Raw genomic sequence first — 15150 nt, 5'->3', positions numbered from 1 at the left:
CAGCAGTGAAACGATGCATCGCCGATGGTAGTGTGGGGTTTCCCCATGTGAGAGTAGGTCATCGTCAAGATTAAATTCCAGAACCCCTGTTTGCTAGCGCAGACAGGGGTTTTGTTTTGGGCGGTCGGAAAGGGCGCCTCATTGCGGTGGTCTTCAGTGCTTCCTTGGCAGTGTCTACTAAAGGCTTTTGTATCGCTCTCCTCAAGCTGCAAGATCGTACAAGAGCGCTCGACCCTTCCTTCGATAGTCTGACAACTCTCACCTACCAGAGGATCTGTCATGACTCAGCAGCACCCAGCACAACCTGTCAATCTCGCGCAAAAGGCTTCGCTCATCAGTGAACAGTGGAGCCCGAGAGTCGTCGCCGAGATGAACGACTACCAGTTCAAGGTTGTACGCATCGAAGGCGAGTTCATCTGGCACTCACATCCAGAAACCGACGAGGCGTTTTTCGTGCTTGAAGGGACACTGCGCATCGACCTTCCGGACGGTCCCGTGTATGTGGCACCGGGTGAGCTGTATGTCGTTCCACGCGGAATAGAGCATCGGACGGCCGCCGAAGGCGAAGCCAAATTGATGATGATCGAACCACGCGGCATCTTGAACACCGGCCATGAAGGAGGAGACCGCACCGCCATGAACGACCTGTGGATCTGAAATCCCCCTGCTGTTCGAGGCCACCGTTGCCATCTGGTAACAGTAGCCTCATCCCCTGATGCTCGGTGCCGTCTGACTCAACGGCACCACACGGCTCTTCCCAGGTACCGTTGGGGAAATCGATGCAAAGTGTTTCTGCATTTTTGTTATGGTGCAGCACATTTTCACAAGGATTGAGCTTTTATCCGCAGGACGCGGCGTCGACCTTTTTCAACGAGATGCTGTAGAAATGCCTCAACCAATCCCGATCAAAGACCACGAAAACGAAAACCGCCTGGTCAACAAGCGCCTGCTCGCCTGCGCCTTGTTGGTGATCGGCATCACCTGCGCCCTGGTGGGCCGCCTGTATTTCCTGCAGGTCGTGCAATTCGAGTATCACTCGACGATTTCTGAAAACAACCGTGTCCACGTACTGCCCATCACACCGACTCGCGGCTTGATCTATGACCGCAATGGCGTCGTGCTGGCCGACAACCGTCCAAGCTACAACCTGACCATCACCCGCGAGCGCACCACCGACCTCAAGGGCGAACTGGACGCGATCGTCAGCCTGCTGCACCTGCCGGCAGAAGACCGTGCCGTATTCGACAAGGCGCTGAAGCAGGCGCGGCATCCTTTTGTTCCGGTTACGTTGTTTTATGAGCTGACCGAAGAACAGATCGCCGAACTTGCCGTCAACGAATTCCGCCTGCCCGGTGTAGACGTCGAACCGCAATTCGTCCGCCACTACCCCCTGGGCGCGCATTTCGCTCACTCCATCGGTTACGTTGGCCGCATCAACGAAAAAGAATCCAAGGCCCTCGACTCGGTGGAGTACCGCGGCACGCAGTCCATCGGCAAGACCGGCATCGAGCGCTTCTACGAGTCAGAACTGCATGGCCATGTCGGTTATGAAGAAGTCGAGACCAATGCGCAGGGGCGCGTACTGCGTGTGCTCAAGCATACCGATCCGATCCCCGGCAAAAACATCGTGCTGAGCCTCGATGTCAAACTCCAGGAAGCGGCGGAAGAAGCGCTGGGCGATCGTCGTGGCTCCGTGGTAGCCCTCGACCCGCAAACTGGCGAAGTACTGGCGATGGTCAGCAAACCCAGCTTCGACCCCAACCTGTTCGTCACGGGCATCAGCTTCAAGGAATACGCCGCCCTGCATGATTCCATCGACCGGCCGCTGTTCAACCGCGTCCTGCGCGGTCTCTATGCGCCGGGTTCGACGATCAAGCCGGAAGTGGCCATCGCGGGTCTCGACAGCGGGGTAGTGACGGCCCAGACCCGCGTGTTCGACCCCGGTTACTACCAATTGCCTGACTTTGACCACAAATACCGCAACTGGAACCACAGCGGCGACGGTTGGGTGGATATGGACGCCGCCATCATGCGCTCCAACGACACCTATTTTTACGACCTGGCCCACAAGCTCGGCATCGACCGTCTGCACGACTACCTGGCCGAGTTCGGCCTCGGCCAGAAAGTCTCCCTGGACATGTTCGAAGAGTCGGCCGGCCTGATGCCGTCCCAGGCCTGGAAGCGCGCGACCCGGCGTCAGCCCTGGTTCCCGGGCGAAACGGTGATCCTCGGCATCGGCCAGGGTTATATGCAAGTCACGCCGCTGCAACTGGCCCAGGCCACTGCGTTGATTGCCAACAAAGGCGTGTGGAATCGGCCGCACCTGGCCAAGACCATCAACGGCGTGGCGCCGGTGGACGAGCACCCGATGCCCAACGTGGTCCTCAAGAACCCGCGTGACTGGGAGCAGGTCAACCACGGGATGCAACTGGTGATGCACGACCCGCGCGGGATCGCCCGGGCGGCCGCGCAAGGCGCGCAATACCGCATCGCCGGCAAGAGTGGTACCGCGCAGGTGGTGGCGATCAAACAGGGCGAGCGCTACAACCGCGACAAAACCCAGGAACGCCACCGTGACAACGCGCTGTTTGTCGGGTTTGCGCCAGCGGAGCACCCCCAGATCGTGATTTCGGTGATGATCGAAAACGGCGAGGCCGGTGGCCGCGTCGCAGGCCCGGTGGTGCGCCAGATCATGGACGCCTGGCTGCTCGACCACGAAGGCCACTTGAAGCCGCAATATGCGACGCCGAGCAAAGCCCCCGGCGACCCCCACGTCTGACTCACAGCTGCCATTCGTCCCACTGCTGCACGCCCTCATGCGCCAGCCACGGCACATCGTGGGCCGTCCAGATGTGCGCGGTGGGCCTGATGCCCGGATCATCGTCCAGCGTCGCCACCCGCACAATCACATGGGGCTGATGCCCGCGCTCGGCCATCAGGTGTGAGCCACAGCGCGAGCAGAAGCGCCTGAATTTGCCTGGCGAGGATTCGAAGGCCGCCAACAGTTCTTCGCCCTGGGTCCAGCGAAAGTGCTCACGCATTACGCCGGCGGTGCTCACAAACGCTGCCGCATGCACCTTGCGACAGCTGTCGCAGTGGCAGTGGCTGATGGGCATGTCCAGGCTGTCCACCTGGTAGCGCACGGCTTTACAGAAGCAACTTCCATTCAACGGGTCAGTCATAACCTAAGGGCCTGGACAACAACGGGGGCATCATCATCGCGCAGAACCCAAGGTTGCGCATTAGTCGATGTCGCCTACTGTCAATGGAGGAGGTGACGTATGCACGTATCAGATCGTATAGAACGGAAAGTCCTACTGAACGCTCCACGCAAAAAAGTGTGGGAGGCACTCACCGATGCCGAGCAATTCGGCCGCTGGTTTGGCATCGCCCTCAAGGGCAAGACCTTTGTCGCCGGGGAAACGATCGAAGCGCCGATCACTTACCCAGGTTACGAACACGTGATCTGGAAAGCCAAGATCGAACGCATCCTGCCGCAGACGCGGTTTTCTTTCTCGTGGCACCCCTTCGCCGTCGAAAAGGGCTTCGACTACGACAAGGAAACACCGACGCTGGTGGAGTTCACCGTTGAAGACCGCGCCCCGGGCATTCTGCTGCGGGTCGTTGAATCCGGCTTCGACGCAGTGCCCGAAGCCCGCCGCCTGAAAGCCTTCAAAATGAATTCCCGCGGCTGGGACGAGCAAATGCGCAATATCGAAGGCTACCTGAGCCACTTCCACCAAGGCATCGCCTGAGGCGATTGCGCTCTGTGTGCGTTAACGTGCCGCGTTTGGCCGGATGCCGGGTAGAATCACGCCCTGAACGTGATTCCTGAGGTGCGGCACGGTGGATTTACAGCAGGGTTTTGTCCTGACCCGGCATTGGCGCGACACCCCGGCGGGGACGCAGGTCAGCTTCTGGCTGGCCACCGACCAGGGGCCGCGGCTTATTCGCCTCCCTGTGCAAAGCTCGGTGATATTCATCCCCGAAGCCCATCGCAAGCCGCTGGATTGGCTGCTCAAAGACGAGCGCGATATCGAATTGCGCCCGCTGGAGCTGTGCGATTTCCATCACCGCAAGGTATTAGGCCTCTACACCCGCCAGCATCGGCAACTGATGGACCTGGAAAAGCGCCTGCGCGCCGCCGGTGTCGATGTCTACGAAGGTGACGTGCGCCCGCCCGAGCGCTACATGATGGAGCGTTTCATCACCGCCCCCGTGTGGTTCGACGGCACGCCCGACGCCAGCGGCGCGCTGCTCGAAGCGCAGATGAAACCCGCCCCCGACTATCGTCCGCCGCTCAAACTGGTGTCCCTGGACATCGAGACCACCGCTCAGGGCGATCTGTATTCCATCGCCCTCGAAGGCTGCGGCGAGCGCCAGGTGTATATGCTCGGCCCGCCGAACAAGAGCGACGCGGTGGACTTCAAGCTCGACTACTGCGACACCCGCGGCCAATTGCTCGAACGCCTCAACCAGTGGCTGGCCACCCATGACCCCGATGCGATCATCGGCTGGAATGTGGTGCAGTTCGACCTGCGCGTGCTCCACGAACATGCCCAGCGCCTCAACGTGCCGCTCCTGCTCGGCCGCGGCGAAGAGCCCATGACCTGGCGCGAACACGGCAGCCGCAATCATTACTTCGCGGCCGCGGCGGGGCGGTTGATCATCGACGGTATCGAAGCGCTGCGCTCGGCCACCTGGAGTTTTGAATCCTTCAGCCTGGAAAACGTCGCGCAAACCCTGCTCGGCGAAGGCAAGGACATCTCCACGCCGTACCAGCGCATGGACGAGATCAACCGCATGTTCGCCGAGGACAAGCCGGCCCTGGCGCGTTACAACCTCAAGGACTGCGAACTGGTCACGCGGATTTTCGCCAAGACCGAGCTGCTCAAGTTCCTGCTCGAACGCGCCAGCGTCACTGGCTTGCCAGCCGACCGCAACGGTGGCTCCGTGGCCGCATTCACCCACTTGTACATGCCGCTGATGCACCGCCAGGGCTTCGTCGCGCCGAACCTGGGCGACAAGCCGCCCCAGGCCAGCCCCGGCGGGTTTGTCATGGATTCACGCCCCGGCCTCTACGAATCGGTGTTGGTGCTGGACTACAAAAGCCTCTACCCGTCGATCATCCGCAGCTTCCTGATCGACCCCGTAGGCCTGGTCGAAGGCCTCAAGCACCCCGATGACAGTGCGTCGGTGGAAGGCTTTCGCGGCGCACGGTTTTCCCGCACCCGGCACTGCCTGCCCGCGATCGTCGCGCGCATCTCCGAAGGCCGCGAAGAGGCCAAGCGCGAACACAATGCACCGTTGTCCCAAGCGCTGAAAATCATCATGAACGCCTTCTACGGCGTGCTCGGCTCCAGCGGTTGCCGCTTCTTCGATACGCGCCTGGCGTCCTCGATCACCCTGCGCGGCCATCAGATCATGCGCCAGACCCGCGAACTGGTCGAAGCCCAGGGGTATGAAGTGATCTACGGCGACACCGATTCGACCTTCGTCTGGCTCGGTAGCGCGCATTCCCAGGAGGACGCCAGCCGCATCGGCCAGGCGCTGGTGCAGCACGTCAACGATTGGTGGCGCGCGCATTTGCACAACGCATTCGGCCTGCACAGCGCGCTGGAGTTGCAATACGAAACCCACTTCACGCGCTTCCTCATGCCGACCATTCGCGGCGCCGAGGAGGGCAGCAAGAAGCGGTACGCCGGGTTGGTGGTGCGCGGCGATGGCAGCGAAGAGATGGTCTACAAGGGCCTGGAAACCGTGCGCAGCGACTGGTCGCCCCTGGCCCGGCAATTCCAGCAGGAACTCTACCAGCGCATCTTCCACCGCCAGCCCCATCAGGATTACGTGCGCGACTACGTGCGGCGCACCTTGAGCGGCGAATTCGACGAGTTGCTGATCTACCGCAAGCGCCTGCGCCGCCGGTTGGACGACTACGAGCGCAACGTCCCGCCCCACGTGCGCGCCGCGCGCCTGGCCGACGACTACAACGACCGCATGAACCGCCCGCGTCAGTACCAGCGCGGCGGTTGGATCAGCTACGTGATCACCGTCAACGGCCCGGAGCCGCTGGAAGTGCGCCAGGCCCCGATTGACTACGACCACTACGTCACGCGGCAATTGCAGCCGGTGGCCGATGCGATTCTGCCGTTTGTGAATGACGACTTCGGCACCCTGGTCGGCGGGCAAATGGGCCTGTTCTGAAGTACTTGCCTCGCGTGGCTAAGCGTCTACGCTGTTGGCGTGCTCGGCAACTGCTACATGACATTCAGGAGGAACCCCCATGTACACGCTCTACGGCACCGACGACTCCGGCTCATGCATGATTGAAATTGCCCTGCCGCGTTGCGCGGTGCCGTGGCATCGGGTGGACGCCAGCTCCTGGCAGGACGGCGAAGGCAGTGCAGCGCTCGCACGGATCAACCCGCTCAAACAGATCCCCACGTTGGTCACGCCGGACGGCCAGGTGCTGACGGAAAGCGCGGCGATCCTGATCCACCTGGGCCTGGAATTCCCGGCCGCCAACCTACTTGCCGGCAACCGCGGCCAGATCCTCCGCGGCCTGGTGTATATCGCCGCCAATTGCTACTCGGCGATAGGCATCATCGACTACCCGCAACGCTGGCTGGGCAACGCCGATGAGGCGGCGCAAGCGCAATTGATCAGCGGCACGCGCCACTACCTGCACCAGGCCTGGAGGGTGTTCGCCGATCAGTTTGCCGACCAATTGTTCGCCCCCGACCAACAGCCGAATGCCCTGGGCATCATGGCGGCGGCGGTGTCGCGCTGGGATGCGGCGCGAGAGGCGTTGCAAGCCTCGCGGCCGGCGTTCGCCCAGACCCTGGCCCGGGTGGACGCCGACCCGCTCGTAGCGCCGGTGTTCGCTCGGCATTGGCCGCAGCAATGACAGTGCCGCGTCCTATCGCCTGGCACGTCACGCGCTGGTGCGACGACCCCTATAGCCAAGGTGCCTACAGCGCAATGTTGCCGGGAGGCGATGTCAGCCTGCGGCGCCTGCTCTCGACGCCGATTGATAATCGTCTGTTCCTCGCTGGGGAAGCCTTCAACCACGATCATTGCGCCATGACCCACAGCGCTTGGGACAGTGGCATCCGCGCGGCGGATGCGGTGGCCGGCACCCGCGCCCGCAAGGTCATCGTTATCGGTGCCGGGTTTGCCGGCCTGAGTGCCGCACGTGCGTTGCAGGCGCAGGGTTTGGAGGTGCGCGTACTCGAGGCGCGCAACCGCATCGGCGGGCGCGTGAACAGTGTGGCCCTGGGTGACCATACGGTGGATGCGGGGGCCGCCTGGTTGCAGCACTATGCCCTCAACCCGCTGGCCCGACGTGCCGAGCAGTTGGGCCTGGAGCGACGGCCTACCGATTTCTCGCAACCATTGGCTGCCGCGTGGGACGGCCCCGTACCGGACATCAATGGCGCGTATGAACGCTTGAAACAGGCCATTGATCGTCATCAACCCTTGGCGCAGGGCATCGATCAATACCTTGCGACCCTCAATGCCCCCGAACGCCGCGCTGCCCGCTATGCCATCGACGCTAACCTGATCCTCGAAGCCGGGTTGCCCCTGGACCAGTTGTCGACGCATACGCTCGACGAGGAGGGCGTTGGCCACGGCGACCAGTTTCTGCCTCAAGGCTATCGGCAATTACTGGAAGACGCCGCCAGCGGCCTGAATATCCACCTCAATCACCCCGTGCAGCACGTCGCCTGGGACGAGCACGGCGTGTGGGTCGATGCCCTCAATGCAGATGCCTGCATCTGTACGGTGCCGATACCGGTACTCAAACACCTGCACTTTACGCCAGGCTTGCCGACGGCTTACCGAGAGGCCCTGGCGTTTTTCACCATGGGCCGCCTGGAAAAGGTCGTGCTGCAATTCGACCAGCGCTGGTGGCCGGTTTCCCGCGATGGATATCTGCGTTGGTACGATCGCCCTGCCAATTGGGGGGAGTGGCTGGATTTGACCGATGCCGTGGGTGCGCCGCTGATTGCCGGGTTGATCGCCGGTGATGCGGTGGACCGGCACTATCGAGGCAAGCTTGACGAGCAGATCGCACTGCAAGCCTGCGAAAAACTTGCGGCCTGGGCCTGCGCAATCAAAGGAAACAATGACTGCTAGCACTCGTCACCCCTTGCGTAGCCGGCGTCCTGACCTACGCTTTCTCAAGGCGGTGTAGGAATCATCCTTGAATTTGGCTGTCGCAGACATGAAACTCAAGAACCCTGCATGGAATTCAAAGGAGGTACGCATGCTCATCCGGTCGCTGACCCTGGCTACCTTGATGGCTTTTACGGGGCCGTTGTTGGCTGCTGATGATATCAACCCGCTCAAGCAGGATTTGGGCAAGGCCCGGCCGCTGGTGGTGGTGGAGCTTGATTCCGGCAATGACACATTGGCCAAGCTCAAGAAACAGCTGGACGAGCCTGCCACCAAGCAGTCCTTTGAAGAGCGCGGCATGGTGTTGTACACCGTGAAGTTCGGCAGCATCGGTGCCGAAGGGGAGAAGTTCGCCAAGGACCCCAAGGACAACAAGAAGCTTGCCCCACCTGAAACCAACGCGCTGATCCGCGCCCTCAAATTAGGCGCCGGCAGCGGCACCAAAGTGATCCTGGTCGGCAAGGACGGCGAGAAGAAAGTCGAGAAGACCGTGCCGCCGGATACCCTCAACTTAAGCGAGTTTTTCAGCGCCATCGACCAGATGCCGATGGCCGAGAAAGAAGCGGCTGCCGTTGCGGAACCCGAACCTGTCGCCCCCGCGCCAGGCAAGAACACCAAGCCCGCCAAACCGGCGAAACCCGGCAGCAAACCGGCCCCTCAGCCATTGGATGACTGAGGCTTATCCTTCGGCGGGCGCGCGCCCATAGATATCGTCGAAGCGCACAATGTCGTCTTCGCCCAGGTACTCGCCGCTCTGCACCTCGATCATCACCAGCTCGATGCTGCCGGGGTTGGTCAGGCGGTGTTTGTGCCCGGCCGGAATGTAGGTGGACTCGTTGGCGTTGATCAACAATTCCCGCTCGCCATTGGTGATCTGCGCGGTACCGCTGACCACCACCCAGTGTTCGCTGCGGTGGTGATGCATCTGCAACGACAGTGACGCCAGCGGCTTGACCACAATGCGCTTGATCTTGAAGCGCGCACTTTCCTCCAGCACCGTGTAGGTGCCCCATGGCCGCGTCACCGTGCGGTGCAGGTTGTACGCCGGATGGTTCTGGCGCTTGAGCTCGGCCACGATGTGGCGCACATCCTGGCTGCGGTGGGCATCGGCGATCAGCAGGGCGTCGGCGGTGTCGACGATGATCAGGTCGCGCACGCCCACCACGCCCAATACCCGCCTGGGCGAGTCGATGTAGCAGTTGTGGACGTCATGCAGAATCGCTTCGCCATTGACCTGATTGCCCTGGGCATCGCTGGGGGTGAGCTGGCGCAGGGTTTCCCAGGAGCCGATATCGCTCCAGCCGATATCGCAGGGCACCACGGCCACCTGCGTGGACTTCTCCATCAGCGCCACGTCGATGGACAGGTCCGGCGCGCCGCCGAAGCCATCGGCATCCAGTTCGCGCTGGCGTGAGGTCGTATTCTGCAGGCTCTGGCTGTGCGCCAGCGCGGCCTTGGCGGCCGCCAGCACCAGCGGGGCGTGGGTGGTCAGCTCGTTCACCAGGGTACTGGCCTTGAAGCAGAATATGCCGGCGTTCCACAGGTGCTGGCCGCCGTCGAGGTAGCCTTGCGCGGTGGCCAGGTCGGGTTTTTCGACAAAGCGTTTGACCCGGTTTCCCGCACTCAACGCGGCGCCTTGTTCGATGTAGCCGAAGCCGGTTTCCGGGCGATCAGGCTCAATACCGAAGGTCACCAGGTAGCCGGCTGCGGCCAGCTCGCGGGCCTGGCTCACGGCCGCGGCGAACGCGCTTTCATTGAGGATCAAGTGGTCGGCGGGCATCACCAGCAACGGTGCGTCGTCGCCGAAGTGCTCCAGCACATGCAGCGCCGCCACCGCCATCGCCGCTGCCGTGTTGCGGCCGAAGGGCTCCAGCAACAAGTCCAGGGGCAGGCGGGCTGTGTTCACCAGGCGGTAGTCATCCAGCGTGCGAAACAGCAGGTCACGGTTGGTGACCGTCAGCACGTTTTCCACCCCGGGCAGGCGGCTGGCGCGCAGGAAGGTTTTCTGCAGCAGGCTCTGGCCATCGCGCATACGCATGAACGGCTTGGGCATGTTCTGCCGGGAGACTGGCCACAGTCGGGTACCCGAACCGCCGGAAATGATGCAGGGAATTAATCCGTCGTGGGTATTCATCAATAAACTTCTTGGGGAGGAAAGGGCAGCCCGCGCTTCGGAATCGAGCTTCGTCGCAATCGCGCTGCCCCGTATCATCGGCGACCCGCCGCGCAGCGGCAACTGCGACGCGTATCAACCCAGGCGCGCTGCCGCCCGCGCAGTGATTTCTGCGCGGACCTTGCGCGACTCTGCCGTGCGTTTGTTGGCCTCTTCCAGCACGGCCTTCGGCGCGGTATCCGGCCGGCCGGCATTGAACGGTGGCGCCGGGGCGTATTCGATCTGCAACTGCACCAATTGCGCTGTCGCTTCGTCGTACAGCTCAGCGGCCAGGGTCAGGGCGAAGTCGATCCCCGCAGTGATCCCGCCGCCGGTGAGCAGGTTGCCGTCACGCACCACGCGCGCCTGAACCGGAATGGCGCCGAGCGGGGCGAGCAGGTCGTGGTAGGCCCAATGGGTGGTGGCCTTGCGCCCGCGCAGCAAACCGGCCGCACCGAGCACCAGCGAACCGGTGCATACCGAGGTGACATAACGCGCGGTGAGCGCCTGGGCCCTGAGGAAGTCGAGGGTCTGCGGGTCTTCCATCAACGGGCCGACGCCGCTTCCGCCAGGGACGCAGAGCACATCCAGGTGTGGGCAATCGGCGTAGGTCATGGTCGGCGTGAACACCAGCCCGGTGCTGGAGGTGACCGGCGAAAGGTCTTTCCACACCAGGTGCAACTTCACATCCGGTAGTGAGCCCAAGACGTCATAGGGGCCGGTGAGGTCCAGTTGCTGGATGCCGGGGAACAACAGAAAGCCGATCTGCAAGGTCATGAATGAAGCTCCGATAAGGGGTGGACGGTTTCACTCTAGAGGCCTAGGCTTTGGCGAATACGCCATTGAACCCACGAATCACGCCAAACATGCCGCGCATCATTCATGTACTCGCTTTTGATAATGCCCAAGTGCTCGACGTGACCGGGCCCTTGCAGGTGTTCGCCTCGGCCAACGACCTTGCGCGCCAGCGCGGTGCGCCGTTGCCCTACGCGGTTTCGGTGATCGCCGCCCAGGCGGCGCCGGTGATGACCTCCGCCGGCCTGGCGCTGGTGGCCGAGCCGTTGCCCGCCGTCGACACGCCTTGCGACACCCTGCTCATCGCCGGCGGCTGGGGTGTCTACGGCGCCGCCGAAGACCTGGCGCTGGTGGACTGGGTGCGCGAAAAAGCCCGGCACACCCGGCGCATGGCCTCGGTGTGTACCGGGGCTTTTCTGCTGGCGGCCAGTGGCTTGCTCGACGGCTGTCGCGTGGCGACGCACTGGACACGCTGTGAAGAGCTGGCGCGCAAGTTCCCGGCGCTGACGGTGGAGGCCAACCCGATTTTCATCCAGCAGGGCACCGTGTGGACGTCGGCCGGTGTAACCGCCGGGATCGACCTGTGCCTGGCCTTGGTGGAACAAGACCTGGGCCGCGCCGTGGCCCTGGAAGTCGCGCGGCACCTGGTGGTTTTCCTCAAACGCCCCGGTGGCCAATCGCAGTTCAGCGTGACCTTGTCATTGCAAAAAGGCGACAGCCGCTTTGCCGAGTTGCACGCGTGGATCGCGGAGCACCTGACCCTCGACCTGACCCTCGCCACCCTGGCCGCCCAGGCCGGCATGAGCGAGCGCAGCTTCGTGCGTCACTACCGCGCCGAAACCGGCCAGACCCCCGCGCGCGCGGTCGAGCTGATCCGCGTCGAAACCGCCCGTCGGCAACTGGCGGACAGCAGCACATCGATCAAACGCATCGCCGTGCAGTGCGGGTTCGGTTGTGAAGAGACCTTGCGGCGCAGCTTCCTGCGGGTCTTGTCAGTCACGCCGCAGGCTTATCGCGAGCGCTTTTCGCCAGCGGCCTAGGCGAGCAATTCCAGGAGTGCCTCAAGGGTTGCTTGCGGCGCTTCCTGAGGGATATTGTGGCCGACGCCGGGCAACACCTGCCGCCGATAGAAGCCGCTGAAGTGCTGTGCGTCGTCATCCTCCAGCGGCGGCGGGCCCACGCCATCATCGGCGCCGCACAGCGAAATCGTCGGCACCGTGATCGGCGGTTGCAGCGCCAGCGCCTGTTCGATGGGCGCCAGTGCGGGATCGCCCGGTGCATACATGAAGCGGTGACGGTAGGAATGAATCACCACGTCGACAAAGTCCGGGTTATCGAACGATGGCGCGCTCTGGCCATAGAGGCTGGGGCCTGCCGCCCAGGAGGGCGACCACAGTGACCACAGCAATTGGCAAAACGCCCGGCGATTGGCGGTCAACCCATCCACGCCACGCTGGGTGTGGAAGTAGTACTGGTACCACAACCGATGCTCCGTCTCTGGCGGCCTGGGCTCGAGCGACTTGGCAATGTCCTGGATGTTGTAGCCGTCCCCGCTCACCAACCCGCGCACGCGCTCCGGCCACAGTGCCGCGACAATACAGGCGGCACGCCCACCCCAGTCGTAGCCCGCCAGGGTGGCCCGCGGGATACACAGCGCATCCATGAACTCCAGCAGGTCCTTGGCCAACGCTGCCTGTTGCCCAGAGCGCATCACCCGCGCGTTGATAAACCGCGTCGGGCCATAACCACGCAGGTACGGCACCCACACCCGACAGCCGAGCTCGGCCAGGGCCGGGGCGATATCGTCATAGCTGCGAGGGTCGTAGGGGAAGCCATGCAGCAGGATCACCGGTTCACCGTCGACGGGGCCGTGGGCTTCATACGCCACATCGAGCATCGAGGTGCGTACATAAAACAGCGCAGGGGCGATGGGCATGATGGGCTCCTATCGGTTGGGCGATGACTGCCGATGACACTACCGCCGATCCGTTAACGCCACAAGGCTGAGAGGGTCGAGGGCCAAGAGTGTCCGGCGTTCAAGTTGCCCGACCCACCGTCATCGCGGCCTCGCTGACCCTCGACGGGTGGCGTTCAAGGCTGCCACACCGTCTTCGCGCCGCTCAACTTGCGGTCCAGAAACGTTGCCGCGCTGATCAGTGCCAAAAGGCTCAACGCCTGCGGCGTATTGCCCAGGTGGCGCGCCTGGTTGTCGAACTCTTCGGCGTACAACCCCAGCGGGTTGGCGTAGCGCAGCAACTGCTCAAACTCCAGATGCGCCTTTTCGACCTGCCCGGCGCGGGCCAGGCATTCGACGTACCAGAACGAGCAGGCGGCAAACGCGCCTTCGGTGCCTGGCAGGCCGTCGATCCGGCTGTCGTCGTTGCGATAGCGATAGACCATGCCGTCGCGCACCAGGCTTTTCTGGATCGCTGCCAGCGTCGAGAGCCAGCGCGGGTCGGTGGCGGCGACGAAGCGCATCAGCGGCATGAGCAGCATCGAGCCGTCCAGCGCGGTGCTGCCGGTATGCTGCACAAAGTGCCCGCGTTCTTCGTTCCAGAAATTGCCCCAGATATCCGCGTAGATCGCCTGGCGCGTCTGGTCCCAGCGCGCGAACGGCGCCGGCAGCGAGCGTTTGGACGCCAGGCGGATCGCACGGTCCAGCGCCACCCAGCACATCAGCCGCGAGTGCAGGAAGTGATGCTGCTCGCCGCGCATTTCCCAGATACCCACGTCTTTGCGGTTCCAGATATCACAGACCTGATCCGCGAGTTCGACCGTGTGTTTCCAGCCGTCGTGGGAAATGGCTTCGCCGTATTTGTTGACCAGATAAATCGCGTCCATCAACTCGCCGTAGATGTCCAGTTGGACCTGGTCGAACACCTCATTGCCGATACGCACCGGCGTCGCGCCGCCATGCCCGCGCAAGTGCGTCAGCTGAGTTTCGGGCAGTTGCTGGCGGCCGTCGATGCCATACAGGATGTTGATCTTGACGGGCTGGTCGCTGCAGTCGCTGACCCGCCCTCTGAGCCAACGCATGTAGTGGTTGGCTTCGTCGACAAAACCCAGGCGCATGAACGCGTAGACCGTGAACGAGGCGTCACGGATCCAGGTGTAACGGTAGTCCCAGTTGCGCTCGCCGCCGGGCGATTCGGGCAGGCCGAAGGTGGCGGCGGCGATGATCGCGCCATGTTTGCGCGAGGTCAAAAGCTTCAGGGCCAGGGCCGAGCGGTTGACCATTTCGCGCCAGCGCCCGCGGTAGTTCGATTGCGCAATCCAGCCGCGCCAGAACGCCAGGGTGTGCGTCAACGCCAGGTCGGTGCAGCTGCTGTCGACGCGCGGGTCGTCCTGCCCGCCGAGGACGAATTCGGCGCCTTCCTCCTGGGCCAGGACGAAGCTGGCCACTGCGGCGTTGTCTTCGACCTGCAGTGCGTGGCTGCTCGACAAGCGCAGAGCGGGCTGGCCGTGGGCGGCGAAACACACCGTGCCGTTGTCGAGGCTGGCGTGGGTGGGCGCGCGCGCATAGTCATGACGCACGGCGCAGCGCAGGTGGATCGTCACCTGGCCGCTGACCGCACGCACGCGGCGAATCAACAGGGGCAGGTCGTCCTCCTCACCGATGGTCAACAGGTCAGTGATTTCCACCACGGCGTCATCGCTGAGCCAGCGGGTCTGCAGCACGTTGGTGTCGGGCAGGTAGATCTGTTCGCGGCGGGCGTTGGGCAGGTCTGGCGTGAGCTGGAAAATGCCGGCGTCGGGCGTGTCGAGCAGCGCGCAGAAGATCGACGGGCTGTCGAATTCCGGCCAGCAGAAAAAGTCGATGCTGCCCTTGTCGTTCACCAGGGCGGCGCTGTGCATGTCGCCGATGATGCCGTGGGCGTCGATGGCGCTCTGTGGCTCGTGCTTGAAATCAACCATTGCCGCCGCCGGTCAACAGGGCTACTTGTTGCTGCCGCGAGAGATGCATCCGTTACCCACCGTTGAGTTGCGTTCAGTTAGCTGACTGGCGGGGCAGGGCACAAGTTCAC

The 15150-nt window shown here is 63.1% G+C and carries 13 protein-coding genes; 8 read left to right on the top strand and 5 right to left on the bottom strand.

Annotated elements, in window-relative coordinates; genetic code table 11:
- Positions 1–279 precede the first annotated feature (279 nt).
- The gene (locus C8K66_RS19765) at positions 280–657 is read left to right on the top strand and encodes a cupin domain-containing protein (protein WP_046384128.1); all 378 of its coding nucleotides are present in this window, start codon (positions 280–282) and stop codon (positions 655–657) included.
- Positions 658–886: 229 nt separating this feature from the next.
- Positions 887–2779 (top strand): penicillin-binding protein 2, encoded by a 1893-nt coding sequence (mrdA, locus tag C8K66_RS19760; RefSeq protein WP_079443257.1) that lies wholly within the window; start codon positions 887–889, stop codon positions 2777–2779.
- A gap of 1 nt (position 2780) precedes the next feature.
- On the opposite strand, the gene C8K66_RS19755 is transcribed toward mrdA, so the two are convergent.
- The gene (locus C8K66_RS19755; protein WP_057004856.1) at positions 2781–3182 is read right to left on the bottom strand and encodes a GFA family protein; all 402 of its coding nucleotides are present in this window, start codon (positions 3180–3182) and stop codon (positions 2781–2783) included.
- Between the two features lie 99 nt (positions 3183–3281).
- Here C8K66_RS19755 and C8K66_RS19750 point away from each other — a divergent pair, with 99 nt between their 5' ends.
- The 5 genes from C8K66_RS19750 to C8K66_RS19730 all read left to right on the top strand — a co-directional run bounded on the left by C8K66_RS19750 (position 3282) and on the right by C8K66_RS19730 (position 8854).
- Positions 3282–3755, top strand: coding sequence for an SRPBCC family protein (locus C8K66_RS19750; RefSeq protein WP_046384125.1), 474 nt, complete (start codon positions 3282–3284; stop codon positions 3753–3755).
- Positions 3756–3846: 91 nt separating this feature from the next.
- Positions 3847–6204, top strand: coding sequence for a DNA polymerase II (locus C8K66_RS19745; protein WP_079443259.1), 2358 nt, complete (start codon positions 3847–3849; stop codon positions 6202–6204).
- Positions 6205–6283: 79 nt separating this feature from the next.
- Complete coding sequence (locus tag C8K66_RS19740) at positions 6284–6907, top strand: glutathione S-transferase family protein (RefSeq protein ID WP_108525729.1); 624 nt, start codon at positions 6284–6286, stop codon at positions 6905–6907.
- On the top strand, positions 6904–8139 hold the full coding sequence (locus tag C8K66_RS19735; protein WP_108525727.1) for an NAD(P)/FAD-dependent oxidoreductase: 1236 nt from the start codon (positions 6904–6906) through the stop codon (positions 8137–8139). Before C8K66_RS19740 ends, C8K66_RS19735 begins: the two co-directional genes overlap by 4 nt.
- A 130-nt stretch (positions 8140–8269) precedes the next feature.
- Complete coding sequence (locus C8K66_RS19730) at positions 8270–8854, top strand: DUF4174 domain-containing protein (protein WP_108525725.1); 585 nt, start codon at positions 8270–8272, stop codon at positions 8852–8854.
- Positions 8855–8857: 3 nt separating this feature from the next.
- Here C8K66_RS19730 and C8K66_RS19725 read toward each other — a convergent pair whose 3' ends face one another.
- Entirely contained in the window at positions 8858–10312 is a 1455-nt protein-coding gene (locus C8K66_RS19725; protein ID WP_108525723.1) for a mannose-1-phosphate guanylyltransferase/mannose-6-phosphate isomerase, read from the bottom strand.
- 114 nt (positions 10313–10426) lie between these two features.
- Positions 10427–11107 (bottom strand): isonitrile hydratase, encoded by a 681-nt coding sequence (gene inhA, locus C8K66_RS19720; RefSeq protein ID WP_017846925.1) that lies wholly within the window; start codon positions 11105–11107, stop codon positions 10427–10429.
- An 89-nt stretch (positions 11108–11196) separates the two neighbouring features.
- On the opposite strand from inhA, the gene C8K66_RS19715 reads away from it, so the two are divergent.
- A complete protein-coding gene (locus C8K66_RS19715) occupies positions 11197–12165 on the top strand; it encodes a GlxA family transcriptional regulator (RefSeq protein ID WP_017846926.1) in 969 nt (322 codons plus the stop codon).
- Here the strand turns inward: C8K66_RS19715 and C8K66_RS19710 are convergent.
- Both C8K66_RS19710 and C8K66_RS19705 read right to left on the bottom strand, forming a co-directional pair.
- A complete protein-coding gene (locus tag C8K66_RS19710) occupies positions 12162–13061 on the bottom strand; it encodes an alpha/beta fold hydrolase (protein WP_108525721.1) in 900 nt (299 codons plus the stop codon). The genes C8K66_RS19715 and C8K66_RS19710 overlap by 4 nt on opposite strands.
- A gap of 155 nt (positions 13062–13216) precedes the next feature.
- Positions 13217–15040: a glycoside hydrolase family 15 protein gene (locus tag C8K66_RS19705; protein WP_108525719.1), complete on the bottom strand. Its 1824-nt coding sequence runs from the start codon at positions 15038–15040 to the stop codon at positions 13217–13219.
- Between the last annotated feature and the right edge of the window lie 110 nt (positions 15041–15150).

It is taken from the genome of Pseudomonas sp. GV105 (assembly GCF_003058185.1).
GTDB classification, from domain to species: Bacteria; Pseudomonadota; Gammaproteobacteria; order Pseudomonadales; family Pseudomonadaceae; genus Aquipseudomonas; species Aquipseudomonas veronii.
The sequence above is the reverse complement of the archived record's forward strand: the minus strand, read 5'-3'. Positions and strand labels throughout refer to the sequence as shown.

Bases quoted from the DNA above. Each gene is read 5' to 3' on its own strand.
- C8K66_RS19765 (WP_046384128.1), top strand. From the start codon at position 280: ATGACTCAGCAGCACCCAGCACAACCTGTCAATCTCGCGCAAAAGGCT.
- mrdA (WP_079443257.1), top strand. From the start codon at position 887: ATGCCTCAACCAATCCCGATCAAAGACCACGAAAACGAAAACCGCCTG.
- C8K66_RS19755 (WP_057004856.1), bottom strand. From the start codon at position 3,182: ATGACTGACCCGTTGAATGGAAGTTGCTTCTGTAAAGCCGTGCGCTAC.
- C8K66_RS19750 (WP_046384125.1), top strand. From the start codon at position 3,282: ATGCACGTATCAGATCGTATAGAACGGAAAGTCCTACTGAACGCTCCA.
- C8K66_RS19740 (WP_108525729.1), top strand. From the start codon at position 6,284: ATGTACACGCTCTACGGCACCGACGACTCCGGCTCATGCATGATTGAA.
- C8K66_RS19735 (WP_108525727.1), top strand. From the start codon at position 6,904: ATGACAGTGCCGCGTCCTATCGCCTGGCACGTCACGCGCTGGTGCGAC.
- C8K66_RS19730 (WP_108525725.1), top strand. From the start codon at position 8,270: ATGCTCATCCGGTCGCTGACCCTGGCTACCTTGATGGCTTTTACGGGG.
- C8K66_RS19725 (WP_108525723.1), bottom strand. From the start codon at position 10,312: ATGAATACCCACGACGGATTAATTCCCTGCATCATTTCCGGCGGTTCG.
- inhA (WP_017846925.1), bottom strand. From the start codon at position 11,107: ATGACCTTGCAGATCGGCTTTCTGTTGTTCCCCGGCATCCAGCAACTG.
- C8K66_RS19715 (WP_017846926.1), top strand. From the start codon at position 11,197: ATGCCGCGCATCATTCATGTACTCGCTTTTGATAATGCCCAAGTGCTC.
- C8K66_RS19710 (WP_108525721.1), bottom strand. From the start codon at position 13,061: ATGCCCATCGCCCCTGCGCTGTTTTATGTACGCACCTCGATGCTCGAT.
- C8K66_RS19705 (WP_108525719.1), bottom strand. From the start codon at position 15,040: ATGGTTGATTTCAAGCACGAGCCACAGAGCGCCATCGACGCCCACGGC.